Origin of the sequence: Paracoccus sp. SM22M-07, assembly GCF_001887735.1 — a bacterium.
Classification (GTDB): domain Bacteria; phylum Pseudomonadota; class Alphaproteobacteria; order Rhodobacterales; family Rhodobacteraceae; genus Paracoccus.
The window spans coordinates 44,822-64,476 of sequence record NZ_JPKW01000005.1; the positions used below are offsets into that span (position 1 = coordinate 44,822).

The 19,655-nt window shown below is 67.1% G+C and carries 20 protein-coding genes; 10 read left to right on the forward strand and 10 right to left on the reverse strand.

Annotated elements, in window-relative coordinates:
* The first annotated feature begins 4 nt into the window (after nucleotides 1–4).
* Together IE00_RS09715 and IE00_RS09720 are read left to right on the forward strand one after the other, a co-directional pair.
* Entirely contained in the window at nucleotides 5–454 is a 450-nt protein-coding gene (locus IE00_RS09715; RefSeq protein WP_072296930.1) for a cytochrome c, read from the forward strand.
* Nucleotides 451–942, forward strand: coding sequence for a RidA family protein (locus IE00_RS09720; protein WP_072296931.1), 492 nt, complete (start codon nucleotides 451–453; stop codon nucleotides 940–942). The genes IE00_RS09715 and IE00_RS09720 overlap by 4 nt, the downstream gene beginning before the upstream one ends.
* Nucleotides 943–1,146: 204 nt before the next feature.
* Here IE00_RS09720 and IE00_RS09725 read toward each other — a convergent pair whose 3' ends face one another.
* On the reverse strand, nucleotides 1,147–1,899 hold the full coding sequence (locus IE00_RS09725; RefSeq protein WP_240493840.1) for an SDR family oxidoreductase: 753 nt from the start codon (nucleotides 1,897–1,899) through the stop codon (nucleotides 1,147–1,149).
* Between the two features lie 184 nt (nucleotides 1,900–2,083).
* Between IE00_RS09725 and IE00_RS09730 the strand changes: the two genes are divergently transcribed.
* Nucleotides 2,084–2,536 carry a DUF1810 domain-containing protein gene (locus IE00_RS09730; RefSeq protein WP_072296933.1) on the forward strand — a complete coding sequence of 151 codons (453 nt, stop codon included), beginning with the start codon at nucleotides 2,084–2,086 and terminating at the stop codon, nucleotides 2,534–2,536.
* A 21-nt stretch (nucleotides 2,537–2,557) separates the two neighbouring features.
* Here the strand turns inward: IE00_RS09730 and IE00_RS09735 are convergent, their stop codons facing one another.
* The 8 genes from IE00_RS09735 to IE00_RS09770 all read right to left on the reverse strand — a co-directional run bounded on the left by IE00_RS09735 (nucleotide 2,558) and on the right by IE00_RS09770 (nucleotide 11,794).
* On the reverse strand, nucleotides 2,558–3,190 hold the full coding sequence (locus IE00_RS09735) for a hemolysin III family protein (protein WP_240493841.1): 633 nt from the start codon (nucleotides 3,188–3,190) through the stop codon (nucleotides 2,558–2,560).
* Nucleotides 3,191–3,493: 303 nt separating this feature from the next.
* Nucleotides 3,494–4,894 carry an NAD(P)H-dependent oxidoreductase gene (locus tag IE00_RS09740; protein ID WP_072296935.1) on the reverse strand — a complete coding sequence of 467 codons (1,401 nt, stop codon included), beginning with the start codon at nucleotides 4,892–4,894 and terminating at the stop codon, nucleotides 3,494–3,496.
* Nucleotides 4,891–6,399 carry a tripartite tricarboxylate transporter permease gene (locus tag IE00_RS09745; RefSeq protein ID WP_072296936.1) on the reverse strand — a complete coding sequence of 503 codons (1,509 nt, stop codon included), beginning with the start codon at nucleotides 6,397–6,399 and terminating at the stop codon, nucleotides 4,891–4,893. The genes IE00_RS09740 and IE00_RS09745 overlap by 4 nt, the downstream gene beginning before the upstream one ends.
* 12 nt (nucleotides 6,400–6,411) lie before the next feature.
* Nucleotides 6,412–6,927, reverse strand: a complete 516-nt coding sequence (locus IE00_RS09750; protein WP_072296937.1) for a tripartite tricarboxylate transporter TctB family protein — start codon at nucleotides 6,925–6,927, stop codon at nucleotides 6,412–6,414.
* Between the two features lie 61 nt (nucleotides 6,928–6,988).
* The gene (locus tag IE00_RS09755) at nucleotides 6,989–7,990 is read right to left on the reverse strand and encodes a tripartite tricarboxylate transporter substrate binding protein (RefSeq protein ID WP_072296938.1); all 1,002 of its coding nucleotides are present in this window, start codon (nucleotides 7,988–7,990) and stop codon (nucleotides 6,989–6,991) included.
* Between the two features lie 58 nt (nucleotides 7,991–8,048).
* Nucleotides 8,049–9,107 (reverse strand): 4-hydroxythreonine-4-phosphate dehydrogenase PdxA, encoded by a 1,059-nt coding sequence (locus tag IE00_RS09760; protein ID WP_072296939.1) that lies wholly within the window; start codon nucleotides 9,105–9,107, stop codon nucleotides 8,049–8,051.
* Nucleotides 9,108–9,164: 57 nt separating this feature from the next.
* Nucleotides 9,165–10,871, reverse strand: coding sequence for a dihydroxyacetone kinase family protein (locus tag IE00_RS09765; RefSeq protein WP_072296940.1), 1,707 nt, complete (start codon nucleotides 10,869–10,871; stop codon nucleotides 9,165–9,167).
* Nucleotides 10,868–11,794 carry a sugar phosphate isomerase/epimerase gene (locus IE00_RS09770; RefSeq protein WP_139291387.1) on the reverse strand — a complete coding sequence of 309 codons (927 nt, stop codon included), beginning with the start codon at nucleotides 11,792–11,794 and terminating at the stop codon, nucleotides 10,868–10,870. Before IE00_RS09770 ends, IE00_RS09765 begins: the two co-directional genes overlap by 4 nt.
* Before the next feature lie 155 nt (nucleotides 11,795–11,949).
* Between IE00_RS09770 and IE00_RS09775 the strand changes: the two genes are divergently transcribed.
* The 7 genes from IE00_RS09775 to IE00_RS09805 all read left to right on the forward strand — a co-directional run bounded on the left by IE00_RS09775 (nucleotide 11,950) and on the right by IE00_RS09805 (nucleotide 18,957).
* Nucleotides 11,950–12,618, forward strand: coding sequence for a GntR family transcriptional regulator (locus IE00_RS09775; protein ID WP_072297077.1), 669 nt, complete (start codon nucleotides 11,950–11,952; stop codon nucleotides 12,616–12,618).
* A gap of 283 nt (nucleotides 12,619–12,901) precedes the next feature.
* On the forward strand, nucleotides 12,902–13,783 hold the full coding sequence (locus IE00_RS09780; RefSeq protein WP_072296941.1) for a LysR family transcriptional regulator: 882 nt from the start codon (nucleotides 12,902–12,904) through the stop codon (nucleotides 13,781–13,783).
* Between the two features lie 343 nt (nucleotides 13,784–14,126).
* A complete protein-coding gene (locus tag IE00_RS09785) occupies nucleotides 14,127–15,161 on the forward strand; it encodes a TRAP transporter substrate-binding protein (protein WP_072296942.1) in 1,035 nt (344 codons plus the stop codon).
* Nucleotides 15,162–15,173: 12 nt separating this feature from the next.
* Nucleotides 15,174–15,719: a TRAP transporter small permease subunit gene (locus IE00_RS09790; RefSeq protein ID WP_072296943.1), complete on the forward strand. Its 546-nt coding sequence runs from the start codon at nucleotides 15,174–15,176 to the stop codon at nucleotides 15,717–15,719.
* Entirely contained in the window at nucleotides 15,716–16,996 is a 1,281-nt protein-coding gene (locus IE00_RS09795) for a TRAP transporter large permease (RefSeq protein WP_072296944.1), read from the forward strand. Before IE00_RS09790 ends, IE00_RS09795 begins: the two co-directional genes overlap by 4 nt.
* A 12-nt stretch (nucleotides 16,997–17,008) precedes the next feature.
* On the forward strand, nucleotides 17,009–17,677 hold the full coding sequence (locus IE00_RS09800) for a DUF2848 domain-containing protein (protein WP_072296945.1): 669 nt from the start codon (nucleotides 17,009–17,011) through the stop codon (nucleotides 17,675–17,677).
* Nucleotides 17,678–17,679: 2 nt separating this feature from the next.
* Nucleotides 17,680–18,957, forward strand: a complete 1,278-nt coding sequence (locus IE00_RS09805; protein WP_170864120.1) for an amidase family protein — start codon at nucleotides 17,680–17,682, stop codon at nucleotides 18,955–18,957.
* Between the two features lie 64 nt (nucleotides 18,958–19,021).
* On the opposite strand, the gene IE00_RS09810 is transcribed toward IE00_RS09805, so the two are convergent.
* On the reverse strand, nucleotides 19,022–19,327 hold the full coding sequence (locus tag IE00_RS09810; RefSeq protein ID WP_240493842.1) for a DUF4112 domain-containing protein: 306 nt from the start codon (nucleotides 19,325–19,327) through the stop codon (nucleotides 19,022–19,024).
* Nucleotides 19,328–19,655 lie beyond the last annotated feature (328 nt).

A 19,655-nucleotide genomic window follows, 5' to 3' on the forward strand; every position in this document is an offset into this window, starting at 1 on the left:
AGCCATGAAAATGATCGTCTTCGCAATCGCCGCCCTTTTGCCGCTATGTGCCGTTCCGGCATATGCCCAACCCGCCCAGATGTCGGCCTATGCCGAGGATACGGTGTTCGGATCGGATGGCTATACCTCGACCGACGGAGAGGAGCTGTACCAGACCCTCTGCGCGGGCTGTCACATGCCCGACGGGTCCGGCGCGGTGGGTGCCGGGCAGTATCCGGCCCTGTCGGACAATCCGAACCTGGAATATTCGGCCTATCCCGTCACGCTGATCGTGAACGGACAGGCTGGAATGCCGGCCTTTGGAACCTTCCTGAACGATGAACAGATCGTTGCCCTGGTGACCTACTTGCAAACCGACCTTGGCAATGATTTCGAACCCGATGCCACCGTCGAGGACGTCGCGATCACGCGTCCGGCATCCCCAGCAGACCCCAACCGAGCGGAGCACGAATGAAACAGTCCCTGATCGCCATCGCATCCACGGCCCTTCTTCTGGGCACAGGCGCGGCCTTTGCCGATGTCACGCGACATCCGATCCCCAATTCGGATTTTCCCATCCTGCAGGCAGTCGAGATCCCCGCCGATGCGACCCTGGTCTATCTGAGCGGCACCGTCCCGCAGGTCATCGACGCCGAGGCCGAAGACGGTGCGCCCGAACAGTTCGGCGATACCGCCGCCCAGACCGAAAGCACCCTGGCATCGATCGAGGAAAAGCTGACCGCGTTGGACCTGACCATGGGCGATGTCGTCAAGATGCAGGCCTATCTGGTCGCCCCCGAGGGCAGCGAGGAGATGGATTTCAGCGGCTTCATGACCGGATACACCCAGTATTTCGGCACCGAAGATCAGCCGAACCTGCCCACCCGATCGGTCTTTGAAGTGGCCGGACTGGCGAACCCGGCCTGGCTGGTCGAGATCGAAGTGGTCGCCGTCCGACCCTGACACGGTCCCCGGCCAAAGCGTCCTGCCATGCCGGACAGGCAGCGGCAGGACGCCCTTTCAATGTCCCCCTGCCCCAGGGCCGGGGAAATGCGCGTCAACCACCGTCATCACGCCCGCTGCGGCGGTGTCGGGGGCCGATGCGCCTTTTGTTTTCCGCGCCACGCATGGCCTTGGCCAAAGGCGGCAGCGCCGATCCAAATCCCCTCAGTCGATCAACCCCACACGCCGCCGGATATCCTGATCGCGCAGCGAGACCTCCTCGCCCAGAAAACCGTCAGCCTCGGACCCGCACATCCAGACCAGGGTTCTGGCGGGCCATTCGGGCGGCACATGCACGGACCAGTCCAGCTGGCTGACCGAATTCACGCCGCTGTCCCGGATGGCGGCCTGCATGTCGGTGGCCACCGTGCCGGGCGACAGGCTGATGGCGCGGATGCCTTCGGCCCGCGCCTCCAGGTGTAGGGATCGCGTCAGCATCAGCGCCCCGGCCTTGCTGGCGCAATAGGCGCTCCAGCCTTCCTTCGGGGCATGGGCCGCGCCCGATCCGACCGTCAGGATCGTGCCCCCGCCCTGCGCGCGCATCACCGGCAGCGCTGCGCGCATGCCGTGAAAGACACCCTTCAGATTGACGTCGATGGCCTGTCCCCATTCCTCCGGATCGGCATCCCGAAGCCCCGCGATGGGACCGATCAGGCCGGCATTGTTCACCAGCACGTCCAGCCGCCCGGCCTTGTCACGCAGGGTGGCGACGGCCTTTTCCATGTCCCGCGCCCGCGCCACGTCGCCTGTCAGCGCAATGCCCCCGATTTCATCCGCAAGCTTGGTGACAGCCTTTGAATTGCGGGCCATCAGACCGACGACCGCCCCCGCACCGGCGAATGCCCGCGCCGTCGCCGCACCGATGCCGCGGCTTGCCCCGGTGACCAGAACCACCTTTCCCGTCAGATCGTTCGTCATGCCTGTCATTGTCATCCCTGCGTCATCCCTGCCCTGCGTGAATATGCCTCGCCCGGCATCCTATCCGCCCATTTGCGATCGTTCCACCATGGGCTGCCCGCCGGCCATGCCGCGCCCCGGATAGGCAAGGCCCTGAACCCGGCAGGCGCCATGAACGTTGCCAAGGACAGCAGGAGGAACCGGCATGGCACCGCTTTCAGCACCCGACGACCCCCAATCCCTGGATCGGTTTCTGGCGGCGCAGGATCGAACCTATGACGCCGCGCTGGCCGAACTGCGGCGTGGGCGCAAAGCGGGGCATTGGATGTGGTTCGTCTTTCCCCAGCTGCGGGGGCTGGGTCAATCGACGACCGCGCATTTCTACGGCATCGCGGACGGCGACGAAGCGCGCCGCTATCTGGCCCATCCGGTTCTGGGACCGCGCCTGGCAGCCTGCGCCGAGGCGATGACGACCCATCCCGACCTTGATGCACAGGCCATCCTGGGACCGGTGGACGCCATGAAGCTGCGATCCTCGGCGACGCTTTTTGCAGCGGTTTCGGGGGGCGACGACATCTGGGACCGGCTGATCACGCGGTTCTTCGATGGCGTCCCCTGCCCCCGGTCAAGGGCGATCCTGGAAGCCCGCAGCCGGTAGAGCCTGCGGGCGGTCAGCGCGTCAACCCTGCCCCAGCACATGCACGACAACGGCCGCGAAAAAGACCGCACTGGCCGTGACCACGAAGAGATGCCAGATCGTCCGGTGATAGCGAAGCCGCGAAAACAGGTAGAAGGCAAAGCCCGCCGTATAGAGGCTGCCGCCGATCAGGATCAGCGTGAAGGCGCGGGACGACATGTCGCCGAACAACGCGCCGCCCGCGACCGCGCCCGACCATCCCATCACGAGATAAAGCGCGATGGCAGGTGCCCGCCACCAGTCGGGCGCGAAACTGCGCAGTCCCGCACCGGTCAGCGCACAGCCCCAGATCCACACCAGGAACCAGGCCGCCGGTTGCGGCGCGGCCAGTGCAAAGGCCGTATAGGTGCCCGCGATCTTGAGATAGATGGCCGAATGATCCATCCGCCGCAGGATGTTGGTCAGGTGTTCGGGATGGGCCATGTTGTAAAGCGCCGAACACAGGATCATCGCGACCAGCGTGCAGCCATAGATCGACACGCCCAGCAGCGACAGCGCATCGCTGCCCTGCGCCCAAGTGAAGGTGACCAGAATCGGAACCGCCAGCAGGGCGGCGGTCAGGCCGACCGCGTGGACCAGGAAATCCGAAAGGGTTTCGGCCCTGCTATAGGCCATGCGTTGCGGCATCAGAAGCATCGTCGCGGAATCCTGTGGTTGAGACCGCTTAGGTTACATCAAGGCGCAGCCGGTTGAAACACCGGGACAGGCGGGCCGGTCGTTGCGATCAACCGTCGTGCCGGGAAAGCGGGCAGTGGGCCAGCGGTCTTATCCCCGCCTTTGGCAAGGACGCACCAGAATGCCCTGACGGGGGCGGTCAGTTGGGTGCTGGTCGGGAACCCGTTTACGTCATTTTTCGGGATTATCCTTCACGGTCAATGGCTTGACCTGACCTTGCGTCCGTCCCTGCCGGGGTCGGCGTCACGCCCCCGAACCCGTACCCCAATCGGTGATGGCGTCCTGCTGTCGGCGCAGGCGCAGCAGGGCCGAGCCTTCGTCCAGCGCCACGTCGGCGCAGAGGATTGGTTGCCCTGCCGCGACGTCACGGCGCAGCGCGCGCCCGGCCGCCAGGTAATAGGGCACAGGCGCATCATCGGCGATCCGCGCCGCGGGCGTCATCCGCCCCGAGACATGGGCGATGGTATGGTGATGCCCCTCGGCCCGCAGGACGGTGCCGGCGGGCAGATCTGCATCGGCGAAGGCGGTCAGGTCCACAACCGGGCGCGGGTTGCGCGCCCCCGACGACACGCCATGCAGCGCGGCCTCGAAGACCGTTGTCGCGGCCTCAAGCCCCAGCAGGTGGCGCGGCAGACCGATCATCGCCGTGCGCCCGTCACGGGACACGACATGACCCTTGTCGCGCAGCATGTCCCATGTGGCGGCATCGTCACAGGCGACGGTGACGAAGACGCCGCCGGCAAAGCTGACCTCGCCCGGCAGACGCAGGCAATGGAACACGTCCAGCCGCCCCTGCCCCGACAGAAGCCCGCCCTGGTCGGTCATCAGGTCCGCGACCTCGGGGATGCGGGCGATGGGGGCGTGCAGGTCGGCACGGTCGGGAACGAACCCCAGGGCATTCGCGACCAGCGTCATTTCGCACAGGTCCGGCACGGCTCGCTGCGGCAGGGCACGCAGGGCGTGCGCCCGACCCGCGGCCACATCGGCCCAGGGCCGATCCGCCGGGTCCAGCCAGTCCGCCAGGCCCGGTGCCGCGACCGCCATGCCATTGCTGACCACCTGCCCCGTGGCGGGGTCGAAGACGAAATCATATTCGCTGGATTTTCCCGCCGCGATGATCCGCAGGCCGATGACCTGCGCCCAGGTCGCAAGCCCGATCAGCAGACTGGGCTGGTCGCCATCGACCGGTGCGACGACCACGCCCCGGTCGCGGGCCATGCGCGACAGGATCGGGCCCACCACGCTGTCGGTTTCCTTGGTGACCATGACGACGTGATGCCCGGCCGCGATGGCCATGTCCGCATGGCGGGCACCGGCCTCGGGGTCGCCGGTGGCCTCCAGCACGACGTCCAGCGGCAGGGCCACCAGAACGGCCAGATCGCCCGCGGCGATCCAGTGGCCCGCCTCCCAGGCCGTCCGCGCGCTGGCGGCATCGGCGCAGACCGCGATCCGCGCGGGGTCCACGCCGACAGATGCCAGCGCCGCCGCCGCCGTGGCGGCATCGCGGTCCACCGCGACGCGGCAGGCCAGCCCATCCACGCGGCGCGCCTGCGCCAGAAAGCTGCGCCCGAACCCGCCGGTCCCGATGATGGCGGTCTGAACGGTGCGCCCCTGTCGGGCAGCGAAATGGCCAATCAGGTTCATGCGACCACCTTGCGGTTGCGGCGCAGGCTGAGCGCCAGGCCAAGCGTCTTGGGCAGGATCAGCAGCGCCAGCGCCACGATCATGATCCCTGTCACCAACGGGTTGGCAAAGAAGATGCCGAGCGATCCGTCCGACAGCAGCATCGATTGGTGGAACGCATTCTCGGCCTTGTGACCCAGAACCATCGCCAGGATCATCGGCGCCAACGGATAGTCCAGCTTGGTGAACAGAAAGCCCACCAGGCCAAAGACCAGCACCAGCCACAGGTCGAACGTCGCCCCGGACACCGTGTAAGCGCCGACGAAACAGATCGCGACGATCATCGGCCCGATGATGGTGAACGGAATGCGCAGCAGCGCCGCGAACATCGGTACGGTGGCCAGCACCAGGATTACCCCCAGCAGGTTCGACACATACATGCTGGCGATCAGGCCCCAGACAAAATCGGGCTTGGTGGCGAACAGCATCGGCCCCGGCGTCAGGCCCCAGATCATCAGACCGCCCATCATCACCGCAGCCGTGGCCGATGACGGCACGCCCAGGGCCAGCATCGGCAGCATCGCGCAGGTGCCCGCGCTGTGGTCGGCGGTTTCGGGTGCCACGATCCCCTCGGGGCGACCCGACCCGAAGGCCGCGCCCTTGCGCGACGCCTGGCGGGCCACGCCATAGGACATGAAGCTGGCCGCCGTGGGTCCGCCCGGCGTGATGCCCATCCAGATGCCGATCAGGCCCGACCGCAGGGTCGTGGCCCAGTATTTCGGCAGCTCGGCCAAGGTCTTCAGCACATCGCGCAGGTCGATCTTGGACGACACGCCGCGGAACCGCAGCCCCTCCTGCACGGTGGCCAGCAATTCCCCGATGCCAAAGAGGCCGATCACCACCACTAGGAAGCTGACGCCCCCCAGCAGGTCCGAGAACCCGTAGGTCAGGCGGATCGACCCGGTGACGCTGTCCATGCCGACCGATGCCAGGATCAGGCCGGTGGTCAGCGACACCAGCGTCTTCATGGGGGCGGCGCTGCCCATGCCGATGAAGGCGGCGAAGGCCAGGAAATAGACCGCGAAATATTCGGGCGCGCCAAAGCGCAGCGCGAATTGCGACGCCCAGCCCGCCAGCAGGGTGATGACCAGAATGCCCATCAGCGCGCCCACCCCGGCCGACACGAAGGCCAGCGTCAGCGCACGCGTCGATTCACCGTTTCGCGCCATCGGATAGCCGTCGAAGGTGGTGGCGACCGATGACGGTTCCCCCGGGATGTTGAACAGGATCGACGTGGTGGACCCGCCGAACAGCGCCCCCCAATACATCGATGTCAGCAGGATGATGGCCGATGTCGGGTCCAGCGCAAAGGTCAGCGGGATCAGCAGCGATACCCCGCTGGGCGCCCCCAGCCCCGGCAGCACGCCCACGACCAGTCCCATCAGCACGCCCGCGACCATCAGCATCAGGTGCATCGGGGTGATGGCCACGGAGAACCCGTGCATCAGCAGATCGAAATTGCCCATTGTCGCGGCCCCTTAATAGATGCCCAGAAGCGGCTCCAACGGCCCCTTCAACAGCGGAATCTGAAAGATCGTCTCGAAGATCAGGTACAGGCTGACGGCAAAGCCCGCGCCGATCGCCAGGCCTTTCCACAGGCGGAAGCCGCCCTGACGCCAGGCGGTCAGCCCGATATAGAAGGTCGCCGCGACGTAAAAGCCGACCGTCAGCATGCCGATGACGAACGCCGTCATCGCGCCCAGGAAGGTCGCGATGCGGATCAGGTTCTGGCGCGGCAGGAACGGCTCCTCGGGGTCGTCCAAGGGGTCGGGGGGCGTGCGCTGTGCCTTGCGATGCGCGGCGATGGCGCCGCCCAGGTTCCACAGGCTGGCCCCGATCAGCACGATCGCCACCCAGAAGGGGAAATAGCCCGGCTGCGGGCCATGATCGCTCCACCCGGTGCCCAGTTCGGCGGCGCCGATAATGGCCGCCACGCCCAATGCACCGGTGGTGATTGCCGTGCCGATTTCGGCATGAAAACGTCTGACGGTCATGACCCTCCCTTTCCCCATGGGCAAAAGGGGCGCCCGGACGATCCCGGATGCCCCGATGCGCTTACTGCGCGGCGGCGGTGACCCAGCCCTCGGCCTCGAAGACGGTCACGGTCGCGGCCTCGTTCTCCTCGATGAAGGCGGTCAGGTCGTCCCCGGTCAGTACCGCCGCGGTCTGCGAGGTCTTGGCAAGGTAGTCCTTCCATTCCTGGGTCTCGGCCACGCGGCTCAGGGCGTCCTGGTAATAGGCCAGCACCTCGGGGTCGGTGCCCGCGGGCAGCCAGACCGTCCGCGGCATCTGGTACCGCTCGATATCCAGCCCCTGCTCGGCGCAGGTCGGGATGTCGTGCCAGCCCATGTCGCCGCTGACCGGCTCGGATTCCGCCATCCGCTCGGGCGAGAACACGCAAAGCGGACGGATCGCGCCGGCCTGCCACTGGCCGATATTCTCGTTCGGGTTGTTGACGTTCGCGGCAATATGGCCGCCGGCCAGCTGCACGCCGACCTCGCCGCCGCCGTTGAAGGGGACGTATTTGAAATCGGCCCCGGTGGTCTGTTCGATCAACGCGACCAGCGTCTCGTCGGTGTCCTTGGACTGGCTGCCGCCAAAGACGATGGTGCCGGGTTCCGCCTTGGCCGCCTCGATCAGCTCCATCGAGGTCTGCCAGGGGGCGTCGGCCTTGACCCAGATCAGGAACTCGTCCAACGCCAGGGCGGCGACGGGCTGCAGGTCCTCGGCCGAATAGGCCAGCTGGGCCACATGGGGCAGCAGATAGACGTTGTTCGTCCCGAAGATCAGCTTGTGCGGATCGGCGGCGTTCTGGCGGGCATAGAGGAACGCCTCGGCGCCCGAGCCACCGCCCTTGTTCAGCACGACCATGTTCTGGTCCAGGATGTCGTTGCGCGTCAGCGCGGCCTGGATGGTGCGGGCGAAATTGTCGGTCCCGCCGCCGGCACCCGATGCCACGATGAATTCCACCGGGCGTTCGGGGGTCCATTCGGCCAGCGCCGGGACGGCGACGGCCAGCAGGGCGGTGCCTGCGATCAATGCGGTCTTGATGGTCATTCTATCTCTCCTCCCAAAGATGATGCGACCCGCTTGCGGCGGGAAGAAGACCGGGCGCCTATTCGGCGACCAGAAATGTCGGGGCGATCTCTGCCTGCGCCCAGCCTGCGGGCAGCGCGCGCGGCGTACGGGCAGGGTTCAGCGCGGCCAGGTCGCGGCCAAGGCGTGCGGCGGTCAGCGTCGCGCCCAGATCGGCGCGCCCCTGCCCCGCAATGTCGAAGGCCGTACCATGCGCGGGCGTCACGATCGGAAAGCCGTAACCCGCGATCAGCGTCACGCCGCGGTCAAAGCCCATCAGCTTCATCGCGATCTGGCCCTGGTCGTGATACATGGTCAGCACCGCGTCGAATTCGCCGCGGATGGCGCGTACGAAGACGGTGTCCGACGGAATCGGCCCCTTGGCGTCGATGCCCAAGGCCACGGCCTGCGCCACGGCGGGGGCCAGGATCTCGTCATCCTCGTGGCCGAAATTGCCGCCGTCGCCCGCATGGGGGTTCAGCGCCGCGACGCCGATCCGCGCGCCGGGCTTGCCCGCACCGGCCATCACCTCGGCCGTCAGGCGCAGGCTGTCCAGGATGCGTTCGGTGCTCAGCGTCTCGGCCACCTTGCGCAGCGGGATGTGGCTGGTCACGCGGGCGTTCCAGACCTCCTCCAGGACGTTGAACTCGCGCCCGCTGCGATCGGCGTTCAGCACCGCGTCGATGAAGCCGATCTCATCGACATAGCTCGGCCGCGCCAGGCGCATGGAATGCTTATTAAAGGGCGTGAACATGGCCGCATCCGCGATGCCCGCCCCTGCCAGCTGCAGCACGCAGCCGAAATTCTGCAGGCTGGCCGCGCCGGCATGGGCGCTGGACTGGCCCGGGGTCATGCCGTCCACCGCGCAATTCGCCAGATCCAGCAGCACATGGCCCGGCGCCATGTCGGGACCGACCTGATCCGCACCGATCCGCGGCAGGTCCAGCGTGACGCCCGCATGGCGCGCGCCCATCTCCAGCACGCGCGCATCGCCGACGACGATCACGTCCATGGCCTTCATGTCGTCATGGGTCAGCAGTTTCGCCGCCAGTTCCGGGCCGACGCCCCCGGCATCCCCCAAGGCCAAAGCAATGCGCATGTCTCTCTCCGTCTGGAATGAAGTTTCGTGGATGGCGCGATGTCGCGCCGCCCGAATTCAGCGGGCCAGCGCCCCGGCCACGACCCTTGCGCACAGCGCCAGCGAGATCGCGCCCGCATCGGGATGCCCGATGCTGCGTTCCGCCAGCGGGCGTGCCCGGCCAAGCCGCGGCGTCAGGTCAGCCGTGGCGTCAGCGGCGGCGGTCGCCGCACGGGCGGCGGCATCCCAGGCATCGGCCAGCGCCGCGCCTTGGGCAACCTGCCCCTGCAGCGTGTCGACGAAGGGCGCAAAGGCATCGACCAGCGTCTTGTCGCCGGGCCGCGCGCCGCCCAGGCGGGTCACTGCGTCGATCCCCGCCCGCGCCCCTGCGGCCACGCGGGCCGCGTCGGGCGCGTCCGTATCGCCCAGCGCCTGCCCCCAGGCACGCAGGGCCACCCCCCACAGCGCGCCCGACGTGCCACCGGCGCGATCCGCCCAAGCGTCGCCCGCCAGCGACAGCACGGAGCCCGCTCCCGCGCCCTGCGCCGCCGCATCGCGCGCCGCAGCGGCGGCCGCCGCAGACCCGCGCGCCATGCCCTGGCCGTGATCGCCGTCGCCCGCGATGGCATCGATGCGGCCCAGTTCAGGCTCTGCCTCGGCCAGCGCCTCGGCCAGCCGCGCCACGATATCGGCCACGCAGCCGGCCTGCGCCGCGCTGGCGGGTTCGCCGCGCGGAACCGCTGCGATGGCTGCCCCTTCGCGGGCCACCTGCCGTGCACCCTGGGCGGCCACGGCCCCCTTGCGGAAGGCGGGCGTGTCGGCGGGCGCCCGCCACAGATCGGCCAGCGCTTCGTCCAGCCACAGGATCGACAGAGAGCATCCCTCCATGTCCAGGCTGGTCACGAACTCGCCGACTTCGGGGTCGATGACGGTCAGGCCGGCGTCGGTCATCAGCCCGCTCAGGTGATGCCACAGGACGAACAGTTCCTCGTATTTCGTGCGGCCAAGGCCGTTCAGGACCACGGCCACGCGGCCGTCATGGCCCGTGGGCCGTTCGGCCAGCAGCGGGTCCAGCAGCATCCGCGCCAGATCTGTGGCGGGCATCAGGTCCCGCGTCGCGATCCCCGGCTCTCCGTGGATGCCCAGGCCAAGGGCGACCTGCCCCTCGGGCACGCTGAACAGGGGTGCCGCCTGTCCCGGCAGGGTGCAACCGTCGAAGGCCAGCCCGAAGGACACGGTCCGCACATTGGCGCGTCCGGCCAGATCCATCACCGTGTCGAGATCCAAGCCCGCCTCGGCCGCGGCACCGGCGATCTTGAAGACCAGCAGGTCGCCCGCCACGCCCCGCCTGCGCGCCGCGTCGGTCCCGGGCGCACTGGCGACGTCGTCGGTCACTGCCAGAATGCGGGTGTCGATGCCCTCGGCCCGCAGACGCTCGGCGGCGGCGCCAAAGTTCAGCACGTCACCCGCATAATTGCCGAACCCCAGGATCACGCCTCCGCCCAGATCGGCCGCCCGGGCCACCCCGGCCACCGCGCTGGTCGATGGCGAGGCGAACACGTCCCCCGCCACCGCCCCGTCGGCCAGGCCCGGACCGACATAGCCCAGGAATGCCGGGTAATGCCCCGACCCGCCACCGACGACCAGGGCCACCTTTCCCGGCGCCCCGGCATAGGCGCGCAACGCGCCGTGCGGGATGGGAGCGACGCGGTCGGCATGGGCGGCACAGAACCCCGCCAGCGCGGTCGCGGCGAAATCCTCGGGGCGGTCCACGATCTTGGTCATGGCAGGGTCCTTCTTTGCGCCAGGATGCGGCGAATATAGTCGCGGTTCTCGGCGCAGACCCCAAGTCCGTCGCCGCCGTAATGCTCGACCAGAAACGGGCTGGCGAAACCCTGGTCCAGCGCAGTGTTGATCGCCGCGCGCCAGTTGATGGTGCCGCCCATCATGGGTGCGGGGTGGGACAGGATGACCCCCGACGGGTCGGTCATCCGGTAGTAATTCTTGACGTGCCAGTAGCCCGCAAAGGGCGCGCACAGCGCGATCATCTCCGCCCAGGGCTGGACGGGCCGATGCAGGCGGATCAGGTTGCCGATGTCGATGTTCAGCCGAACCGACGGGTGGTCCACGTCGGTGACAAAGGCGACCGCGTTTGGGGCGGTGCCCAGATAGGTGTCCTCGTACATCTCCAGCGCGACCTGGATGCCGCGATCGGCGGCGTGGCGGCCCAGTTCGCGGATGCGGGCGACGGCCAGTGCGCGGGTGGCGGGGTCGTCGGGGTTCGTGACCCCCGGTTCGGTCCAGAACCACAGGGCGGCGCGCTGCGCGTCACTCAGCGGGCCAAACAGGCCAAAGCTGACATGTCCCGCGCCCAGATCAGCGGCGCAGTCGATGACGCGGTGGCAATAGGCCAGGTGGTCGTCGCCGTGGGCAGGGTCAATCACGCTGCGCCGCGATGTCGAGATGGCAGGCACCGACAGCCCCAGATCACGGCAGATCGCCATGAACCGCGCCCGTTCAGCATCGTCCAGATCGGCCAGCCGCAGCCAGCTGTCGGTCGGATCGACCGCGTCGAAGCCCGCCGCGGCCACCTGACCCAGATCGTGCGCCCAGGCATCCGGCCCGGCGTCGTGCACCGTGGCGAACGGGATCATCGCACAGGCGATGGGCCAGTCCTGCGGCGTCCAGTGCAGCATGTTCCCCGACATCGATCCCCCCCCGAATCACGTCCTCGGTTCTTGCTAGCACGGTCGCCGAACCGTATCAATAATTCTGTATACAGCACACAGAACGCAATGTTGACTTGCCCCCGTCCCCGTCATAGCCAGAAGAAGACGCGCCAACGGAGACGCCGGTGACCGACATGCCTGATACAGATGCCCGCATCGAACGCCTGCCCTTGCTGGACGCGATCCTGTCGCGGCTGCGCGACATGATCATCGAAGGGCAGCTGCCCCCCGGCACCCGCCTGAACGAGGGCCAGATCGGCCAGCAGTTGGGCGTGTCCCGTACGCCGCTGCGCGAGGCGATCAAGTACCTGGCCTCCGAAGGATTGGTCGAGCTGGTCCCGTCACGCGGCGCGGTGGTCAAGCAGTTCGGCGCGCGCGAGGTTCGCGACATGCTGGAGGTGATCCGCATCCTGGAACAACAGGCCGGCATCATCGCCTGCGCGCAGGCGACGGATGCGGGCATCGCCGAGGTACGCGCCCTGCATGACCAGATGCTGGACTGCTATGCCCGCCGCGACCGCATGGCCTATTACAAGCTGAACCAGGCGATCCACACGGCCATCGTGGCACTGGCCGACAACGGGGCGCTTTGCGAGGTCCACGCCCGGCTGCAGACCCGGCTGAAACGCATCCGTTTTATCGGGCATGAAGGCGCCGACAAATGGGCCAGCGCCGTGGCCGAACACGAACAGATGATCCTGGCCCTGGAGGCGCGCGACGCGGAGGGGCTGTCGGAAATTCTGGGGCGCCACCTGACATTGGCGTGGGATCGGGTGCGCGCCGAGTTCGATGCCCCGTCGTGACAGCGGTCGCGAAAAAGACCCGAAGGTGCGGTCCCGCAGGCCCATAGGCCCTTTGCCCGACAGTCGGCGCAATCTTACGGTGGGCGGTTCAGCCGTTCGGCCATCATGATGCCGAAATTGAAGCCGATGGTCGGCCCGGCGACCTGTGAAGGGTTTGCGGCCTTCGCTTCCGGCCGGCATCAGGGTCATCGGCAGGACGCCCGCCAGTCGACCCTTCCCGCCCTGAATCGTCGCGCCGAAAGATCCGCTTGACCACCGCGCGGCATCCCCGTCTGATCGCGCCATGTTCGGTTTTCGAGATATAGAGATCATCCGCGCCATCGTGCGGCAGGGCGGCTTTCGGGCGGCGTCCGACGATTTGGGATTGGCGCAATCGGCGATTTCAAGACGCGTGCGCCATCTTGAGGACCGCATGAAGATCGCGATCTTCGAACGCGACGGGCGCGGCGTTCGGTTGACGGCCGCGGGGCGGCGCCTGTGCGACGAGGCCGAGGTCCTGGTGGCCCAGCGCGACCGCATTCTGGAGGAGCTGACCCAGAACGTCATGGCCGGGGTCGTGCGTCTTGGCGTCGCCGAGACGATGACCCACACGGTCCTGCCCCGGATGCTGACGGATCTGCGCGCCCGCCACCCCCTGCTGCGGTTCGAGATATCGGTCGATACCTCGGACCAGATGGGCACGCTGCTGGCGCAGGACGGGCTGGACGTGGTCATCATGCTGCGCGATCAGGCGCCGCGCGGGATCATCCTGACCGCCTTGCCGCCGGTCACGCTTGGCTGGTTCGGATCACCCGCCCATTTCACCCTGCCGAACCCCGCCGGCATCGACGATCTGTCCAGCCTGCCCATCGTGTCCTTCCCGAAATCGAGCCTGCCGCATCGACAGGTCGTCCAGCTGCTGTCGCCGGGGCGCCGACAGGTGGCGGCCGTCCACGGTTCGGCATCCCTTGCGACAGCGCTGCATCTGGTGGGGCAAGGTTTCGGCATCGGCACCATACCCCATGACATCGTCCGGTCCTGGCCTCATGCGGGGCTGGAGGAGATCCAAGTCCGGCCCGAGGCGCGCCTGCCGGATCTGGATTTCGCCATCTGCTACTCTCCGGAACGCAATGAGAAGATCGGTCGGGAAGTGACCCGCGCCGCGGTGGCTGCAGCGCGAAACTGATCGCCAAAGAAGATCATTACTGACAATATCTGAACTGTTGTTCGTGCTTTTCCTTGGCTGCACACTCTTTCGTGACCCGCGAGAGAATTGTCGATGTCGCTTCTTGTCCCTCCCTGTCCGCAAGATTTCGCGCACCCTGCGAAAGGCTTCGGACATTCGCAAGACGGCAGGCATCGACAGGACGACAGGGTCACGGCGCCGGCTGCCGCAAGGATCCGCCCGGCCAAGGGCGCCCGCCATAGGGTCCCCATGCCCTGACCAGGCCGCGACCGCGCGCCGCCATGGCGTCAAGAAAACCAAGGATCTGAACCCAATCAGAACAAGAAACCGACAGGAGAGAACGATGAAAACCACTTTGGCACTGCTGATGACCGGAACGCTGATCGCCACCCCTGCCCTGGCCGAGGAACTGGCCGTCGTGGGCAGCTGGTCGAACCTGCCCCTCTATCAGGATTTCGAGACGCCGTTCTGGACGGAGCGCCTGCCCGAGATGACCGACGGCGCCCTGACGGCGCAATTGACCAGCTTTGACCAGATGGGCATCGCGGGCGCGGATGTCTATCGGATGCTGGGCGACGGCGTCTTCGATATCGGCGCGACCGTGGCCGATTATACCGTGGGCGATGCGCCGGAACTGGAAGGTCTGGACGTGCCGTTGGTGGCCAGCGACGCGGATAGTGCCCAGGCGATGGTCCAGGCGGCCCGTCCGATGGTCGAGGACATCATGCGCGAACGCTTTGGCGCGCAGGTGCTGGGCATCGCGCCCTATCCGCCGCAGATGGTGTTCTGCCGGGGCGAGATCACCTCTCTGAACGATCTTGAGGGCAAGAAGGTCAGGGGTTCGGGGCGCATGACCACCATGTTCCTGGAGGCCCTGGGCGCCGAAGGGATCAACATCGCCTTTTCCGAGGTTCCCGGTTCGCTGGAACGGGGCGTGATCGACTGCGCCGTGACCGGTGCCGGTTCCGGCTTTTCGGCCGGCTGGTGGGAGGTGTCGGACCATCTGCTGACCCTGCCGCTTGGCGGATGGGACCCGGTGGTCATCGCCATGAACGCGGATCGCTTCGACGGCATGACCGAGGAAAACCGGACCGCGCTCTTGGCCGCCGTGGCCGAGGGGCTGGAAGCCCCGGCGTGGCAGGCAGCCCAGGGTGGCCTGGACAATGACCTGGCCTGCCTGACCGGCAGCGACGCCTGCGAGGGGGGCAGCGATGCCTCGATGACGGTGGTCGAGGCCAGCGAGGACGACATCGCCCGCGCCCGCCAGATCCTGACCGACGAGGTCCTGCCCGATTGGGCGTCGCGTGCAGGCGGTGACTGGGCCGCGCGCTGGAACCAGACGGTCGGCCAGACGGTCGGCCTGTCCATCCCGCAGTAAGGGATCATGCGGATGGTCGATCACCTCTATGGCGCGCTTCGGCGCGCCAACCGTTTCGTGGCGCTGGTGCTGGGTCTGGCCCTGGTGCTGACGGTGCTGTTCATCCTGACGGATGTCGCCCTGCGCGGGTTCGGCCGCGCCTCGCTCGGGGGCTCGGACGAGATTTCGGGCTATGTCATGGCCGCCGTGGCCAGCTGGGGCCTGGCATGCGCGCTGATCCAGCGCGCGCATGTCCGCATCGACGTGATCCGGCTGAAACTGGCCCAGACCGGACGCGCGGTGATGGACATCTTCGCGATGGTCGTCACGAACGCGATCGTCCTGCTGGTCGCGTTTCAAAGCTGGCCCGTCCTGTCGCGCACCCTGACCCAAGGGTCGCGCGCCAACACGCCCCTGGAAACGCCCTTGTGGATCCCCCAGGGCATCTGGTTCGCCGGTTGGCTGTGGTTCGCCGTGACCGCCACGGCGCTGACCCTGATCGCCCTGACCTATCTGGTCGCCAAGCGCCGCGAGGAGATGGATGCCGCCATCGGGATCGGCACGGAGGTCGAGCTATGATCTGGACCGTCGCAATCTCTCTGCTGGGGCTGATGGCCCTGTCGATCCCGGTCGGGATCGTGCTGTTCCTGCTGGGCGTGGGCGTCAGCCAGTTCTATTCCGCCTTTCCGCTGCTGCGCGGAATGGGGCAGATGGTCTGGTCCTCATCGGCATCCAGCACGCTGATCGCGATCCCCCTCTTCGTGCTTCTGGGCGAGATCCTGGTGCGCGGCGGGGTGGCGGAACGCACCTATGCGGCGCTGGACAAGTGGCTGTCATGGCTGCCTGGTGGGTTGGTCCATGCCAATATCGCCACGGCAACGATGTTCTCGGCCACCTCCGGTTCCTCGGTGGCCACCGCGGCGACCGTCGCGACCGTCGCCATGCCGCAGGCCGAGCGGCTGAATTACGACCCGCGCCTGTTTTCCGGCGCCATCGCGGCGGGCGGCACTCTGGGCATCATGATCCCGCCTTCGATCAACCTGATCGTCTATGGGTTCCTGACCGAAACATCGATCCCGCAGCTGTTCCTGGCCGGCCTGGTTCCGGGCCTGCTGCTGGCGCTGTTCTTCATCCTGGTGACGGTGGCGATCTGCATGATGCGGCCCGCGCTTGGCGGTCCGTCGCGCAGCTTCCGCTGGTCCGAGCGGCTGATCAGCCTGAAACAGCTGCTGCCGATCATCGTGCTGTTCGGGGTCGTCATCGGCTCGATCTATGCAGGCTGGGCGACGCCGACGGAATCGGCGGCCATCGGGGTCGCCATGGCGGTCGTCATCGCGGCCTTTGGCGACGGGCTGACCCTGAAATCGGTGGCCGAGGCGCTGGAGGGCACGATCCGCATCTCGGCCATGATCATGCTGGTCATCGTCGGGGCCTATTTCCTGAACTTCGCCATGACATCGGCGGGTCTGGGACGCCAGTTGACGGCGCTGATCGGCGGGTCCGGCCTGTCGCCCTTCGGCACCCTGCTGCTGGTCATCGCCCTCTATGTGGTGCTGGGTTTCTTCAACGAGACTCTGGCCCTGATGGTCGCCACCATTCCCATCGTCGTGCCGATCATGGCCGGCCTTGGCTATGACAAGGTCTGGTTCGGCATCCTGATGATCGTGCTGGTCGAGATGGCCCTGATCACGCCGCCCGTCGGCCTGAACCTGTTCGTGGTTCAGGGCGCCCGCAAAAGCGGGTCCATCAACGACGTCATCATGGGCGTCATCCCCTATGTCGCCGTCATGGCGCTGATGGTCGCCGCGCTGATCGCGGTGCCCGGATTGGCGCTGTGGCTGCCTTCTGCGTTCTGAAAGGACTGAACCATGCGTTTCAATTGCAACGGCCAATGGCTGGACATCGAACTTGCCCATCTGGTCGTCGCCGGGTGGACCGGACGCGACCAGGCGGCCATCCAGCATCATATCGACGAACTGGCCGCGATCGGCGTCACGCCGCCTTCGGCCACGCCGCTGTTCTATCGCGCGTCGTCCGGGCTTCTGACCCAATCGCCCCGCATCCAGGTGGTGGGCGGCGACAGCTCGGGCGAGGTCGAACCGCTGGTCGTGCAGGCCGGGGGACGGCGCTGGCTGGGGCTGGGATCTGACCACACCGACCGCGCGCTCGAGGCGCATTCGGTGGCGCTGTCCAAGCAGATCTGCGCCAAGCCCTGTGCGGATCAGCTGTGGGACTGGGACAGCGTCGCGGACCGCCTGGACGAGATCGTGCTGGAAAGCTGGGTCCATGAGGATGGTGAATGGGTCCCCTATCAGCAAGGCAGCCTGTCCGCGATCCGGCCCCTGACGGATCTGATCGCGTCGGCCGGGTTGGATGACCTGGCGCGCGACGGGGCCGTCGCGATGATGTGCGGCACCTTTGGCGCGAAGGGCGGGGTCCGTCCTGCCGGCAGCTTCCGCATGGCCATGTCCGATCCCGCCACGGGCCGCCGCATCAGCCATGACTATGCCACCGTGACCCTGGCCGAGGTCGCATGAGCATGCTGGCCGATAAGGTCGACGCCGCGATCGCCCGCGTCGCCGACATGCCCGATGCGCAAAGGCGCGCGATCTTCGTGTCTTTCGACCCCGACCGCATCCGCGCCGAGGCACGCCGCCAGCAGGCCCGTCACGATGCGGGCGAGGAACTGCCCCTGTTGGGGACGCTGATCTCGGTCAAGGACCTGTTCGACGAGGTGGGTCAGGTCACCAGCGCCGGGTCGCGCCTGCTGGCCCGGCGCGCGCCGGCCGCAAGCGACGCGGCCGCCGTCGAACGGCTGCGCAAGTCCGGGGCCGTGATGTTCGGGCGCACGTCGATGTCGGAATTCGCCTATTCGGGGGTGGGGTTGAACCCCCATCACGGCACCCCCTCCAGCGCGCTGGCGGACGGTGTCATTCCGGGCGGTTCGTCCTCGGGGGGCGCGGTGGGCGTCGCCCTGGGGCTGACCGATGCCGCCATCGGCACGGATACGGGCGGGTCCCTGCGCATTCCGGCCGCGGCCAATGGCATCTGGGGCATGAAGCCCAGTCAGGGCCTGATCCCCGACACCGGCGTCCATCCCCTGGCGCCCAGCTATGACACGCCCGGACCGATGGCGCGCGATCATGCGACATTGCACAAGATGCTGGAGGTCATGGCAGGATCGCCCCTGCCCCCCACGTCCGACGGCCCCCTGACTCTGGCCCTGCCCCATGGCGGTTTCGTCAACGACCTCTCACCCGAAATCGCCGCCTGGTTTGCCGCCGAACAGGACCGCCTGAGGGCAGCAGGCCACCGCCTGGTGCCCGTCGACGCGACCCTGATCGGCGCATCGGTGGGTCTGAACCGGATCATCGTCGCGGTCGAAGCGCACGGGCTTTACGCGGATGATCTGGAAACATTGGGCAGCATCGGCGATCCGCGCGTCCTGTCGCGCATCCGCTTTGCCGAAACGCTTTCGGACAGCCAGATCGCGGATGCCTATGCCGAACGCGCCCGGATCGTCGCGCATTTCGGGGCGTTGATGGACGGCTTTGACGCCATGCTGGCGCCGACCCTGCAGATGATGCCGCCCCGCATAGACGAAACCGAGGCGGATTTCGACCGCATCAATGCCGCGATGCTGCGCAACACGTCCTTGGTCAATCTGGTGGATGGATGCGCGATCAGCCTTCCCTCGCGCTGGGGTGGAAAGCCTTGGGCGCTGACGATGCTGGTCGGCCCGAAAGGGACGGACACGGCGATTCTATCGGCGGCGAAAACCGTTGGCCTGCAATCCGCGGCCGGTGCCGATCGGTAAGCCGTGGAAGGCCTGATCAGCCGGTCCCGGGCCTGTCAAACCCATGGCAGGTCCGGCAATCCCCTTAGCGCGCGTCGATCACATCCGTGCTGACGCCTTCAAGATGGCTTCGCAGGATGTCGACATTGCGAAGATTGGATTTGTACCACGCGTCGAAGAAACTGCCCAGGACGGGGATGCTGCCGATTGTCGTGTCCACCGCGACGTTGATTGCCTGTCTGGCCAGCTTGTGACCCGGCAGTCCCATGCGATAGCTTTCCACGATGATCACCACCGCCGGCACCATCGCCGCGGCGTCGCCGATCCCGGGCAGCAAACCCGCAATGGCGTCATAGCCCACCCGAAAGCGGGTGCCGGGAATTCGGAACACCGAATCCAGACGTTTGGAAAGCCGATCAAGCCGATCGAACCGAGACTTATGCACATGATCTTTCATCCCTCCTAAAGCGCGAACCTTCGGCCCCAGTTCCCTGACACCGGGTCGAACCCATGGTTTTCATGCCTTTCGCGTCGACCTGATGCTGGGCCATTCCGCCGCTGTGTCCAACGCCGGGCTGGTGCAATCCCGGACCTTGCTGTCGAGCGCCCATGTCCTGTCACCGATCTGTCTTGCACGCCGGCTATTCAGATCGCCGTGGCGTGCATGCATTCGCAGAGACTTCACCCGTGGAACGAAAGCGGATATCAATCCCTGGTAA

What these genes read in the sequence shown, in the direction of transcription:
- IE00_RS09725 (WP_240493840.1), bottom strand. Translation starts at nt 1,899, where the DNA reads ATGACGAACGATCTGACGGGAAAGGTGGTTCTGGTCACCGGGGCAAGC.
- IE00_RS09760 (WP_072296939.1), bottom strand. Translation starts at nt 9,107, where the DNA reads ATGCGCATTGCTTTGGCCTTGGGGGATGCCGGGGGCGTCGGCCCGGAA.
- IE00_RS09800 (WP_072296945.1), top strand. Translation starts at nt 17,009, where the DNA reads ATGCGTTTCAATTGCAACGGCCAATGGCTGGACATCGAACTTGCCCAT.
- IE00_RS09740 (WP_072296935.1), bottom strand. Translation starts at nt 4,894, where the DNA reads ATGAACCTGATTGGCCATTTCGCTGCCCGACAGGGGCGCACCGTTCAG.
- IE00_RS09785 (WP_072296942.1), top strand. Translation starts at nt 14,127, where the DNA reads ATGAAAACCACTTTGGCACTGCTGATGACCGGAACGCTGATCGCCACC.
- IE00_RS09795 (WP_072296944.1), top strand. Translation starts at nt 15,716, where the DNA reads ATGATCTGGACCGTCGCAATCTCTCTGCTGGGGCTGATGGCCCTGTCG.
- IE00_RS09775 (WP_072297077.1), top strand. Translation starts at nt 11,950, where the DNA reads ATGCCTGATACAGATGCCCGCATCGAACGCCTGCCCTTGCTGGACGCG.
- IE00_RS09730 (WP_072296933.1), top strand. Translation starts at nt 2,084, where the DNA reads ATGGCACCGCTTTCAGCACCCGACGACCCCCAATCCCTGGATCGGTTT.
- IE00_RS09780 (WP_072296941.1), top strand. Translation starts at nt 12,902, where the DNA reads ATGTTCGGTTTTCGAGATATAGAGATCATCCGCGCCATCGTGCGGCAG.
- IE00_RS09805 (WP_170864120.1), top strand. Translation starts at nt 17,680, where the DNA reads ATGCTGGCCGATAAGGTCGACGCCGCGATCGCCCGCGTCGCCGACATG.
- IE00_RS09765 (WP_072296940.1), bottom strand. Translation starts at nt 10,871, where the DNA reads ATGACCAAGATCGTGGACCGCCCCGAGGATTTCGCCGCGACCGCGCTG.
- IE00_RS09755 (WP_072296938.1), bottom strand. Translation starts at nt 7,990, where the DNA reads ATGACCATCAAGACCGCATTGATCGCAGGCACCGCCCTGCTGGCCGTC.
- IE00_RS09790 (WP_072296943.1), top strand. Translation starts at nt 15,174, where the DNA reads ATGGTCGATCACCTCTATGGCGCGCTTCGGCGCGCCAACCGTTTCGTG.
- IE00_RS09735 (WP_240493841.1), bottom strand. Translation starts at nt 3,190, where the DNA reads ATGGCCTATAGCAGGGCCGAAACCCTTTCGGATTTCCTGGTCCACGCG.
- IE00_RS09715 (WP_072296930.1), top strand. Translation starts at nt 5, where the DNA reads ATGAAAATGATCGTCTTCGCAATCGCCGCCCTTTTGCCGCTATGTGCC.
- IE00_RS09745 (WP_072296936.1), bottom strand. Translation starts at nt 6,399, where the DNA reads ATGGGCAATTTCGATCTGCTGATGCACGGGTTCTCCGTGGCCATCACC.
- IE00_RS09750 (WP_072296937.1), bottom strand. Translation starts at nt 6,927, where the DNA reads ATGACCGTCAGACGTTTTCATGCCGAAATCGGCACGGCAATCACCACC.
- IE00_RS09720 (WP_072296931.1), top strand. Translation starts at nt 451, where the DNA reads ATGAAACAGTCCCTGATCGCCATCGCATCCACGGCCCTTCTTCTGGGC.
- IE00_RS09770 (WP_139291387.1), bottom strand. Translation starts at nt 11,794, where the DNA reads ATGTCGGGGAACATGCTGCACTGGACGCCGCAGGACTGGCCCATCGCC.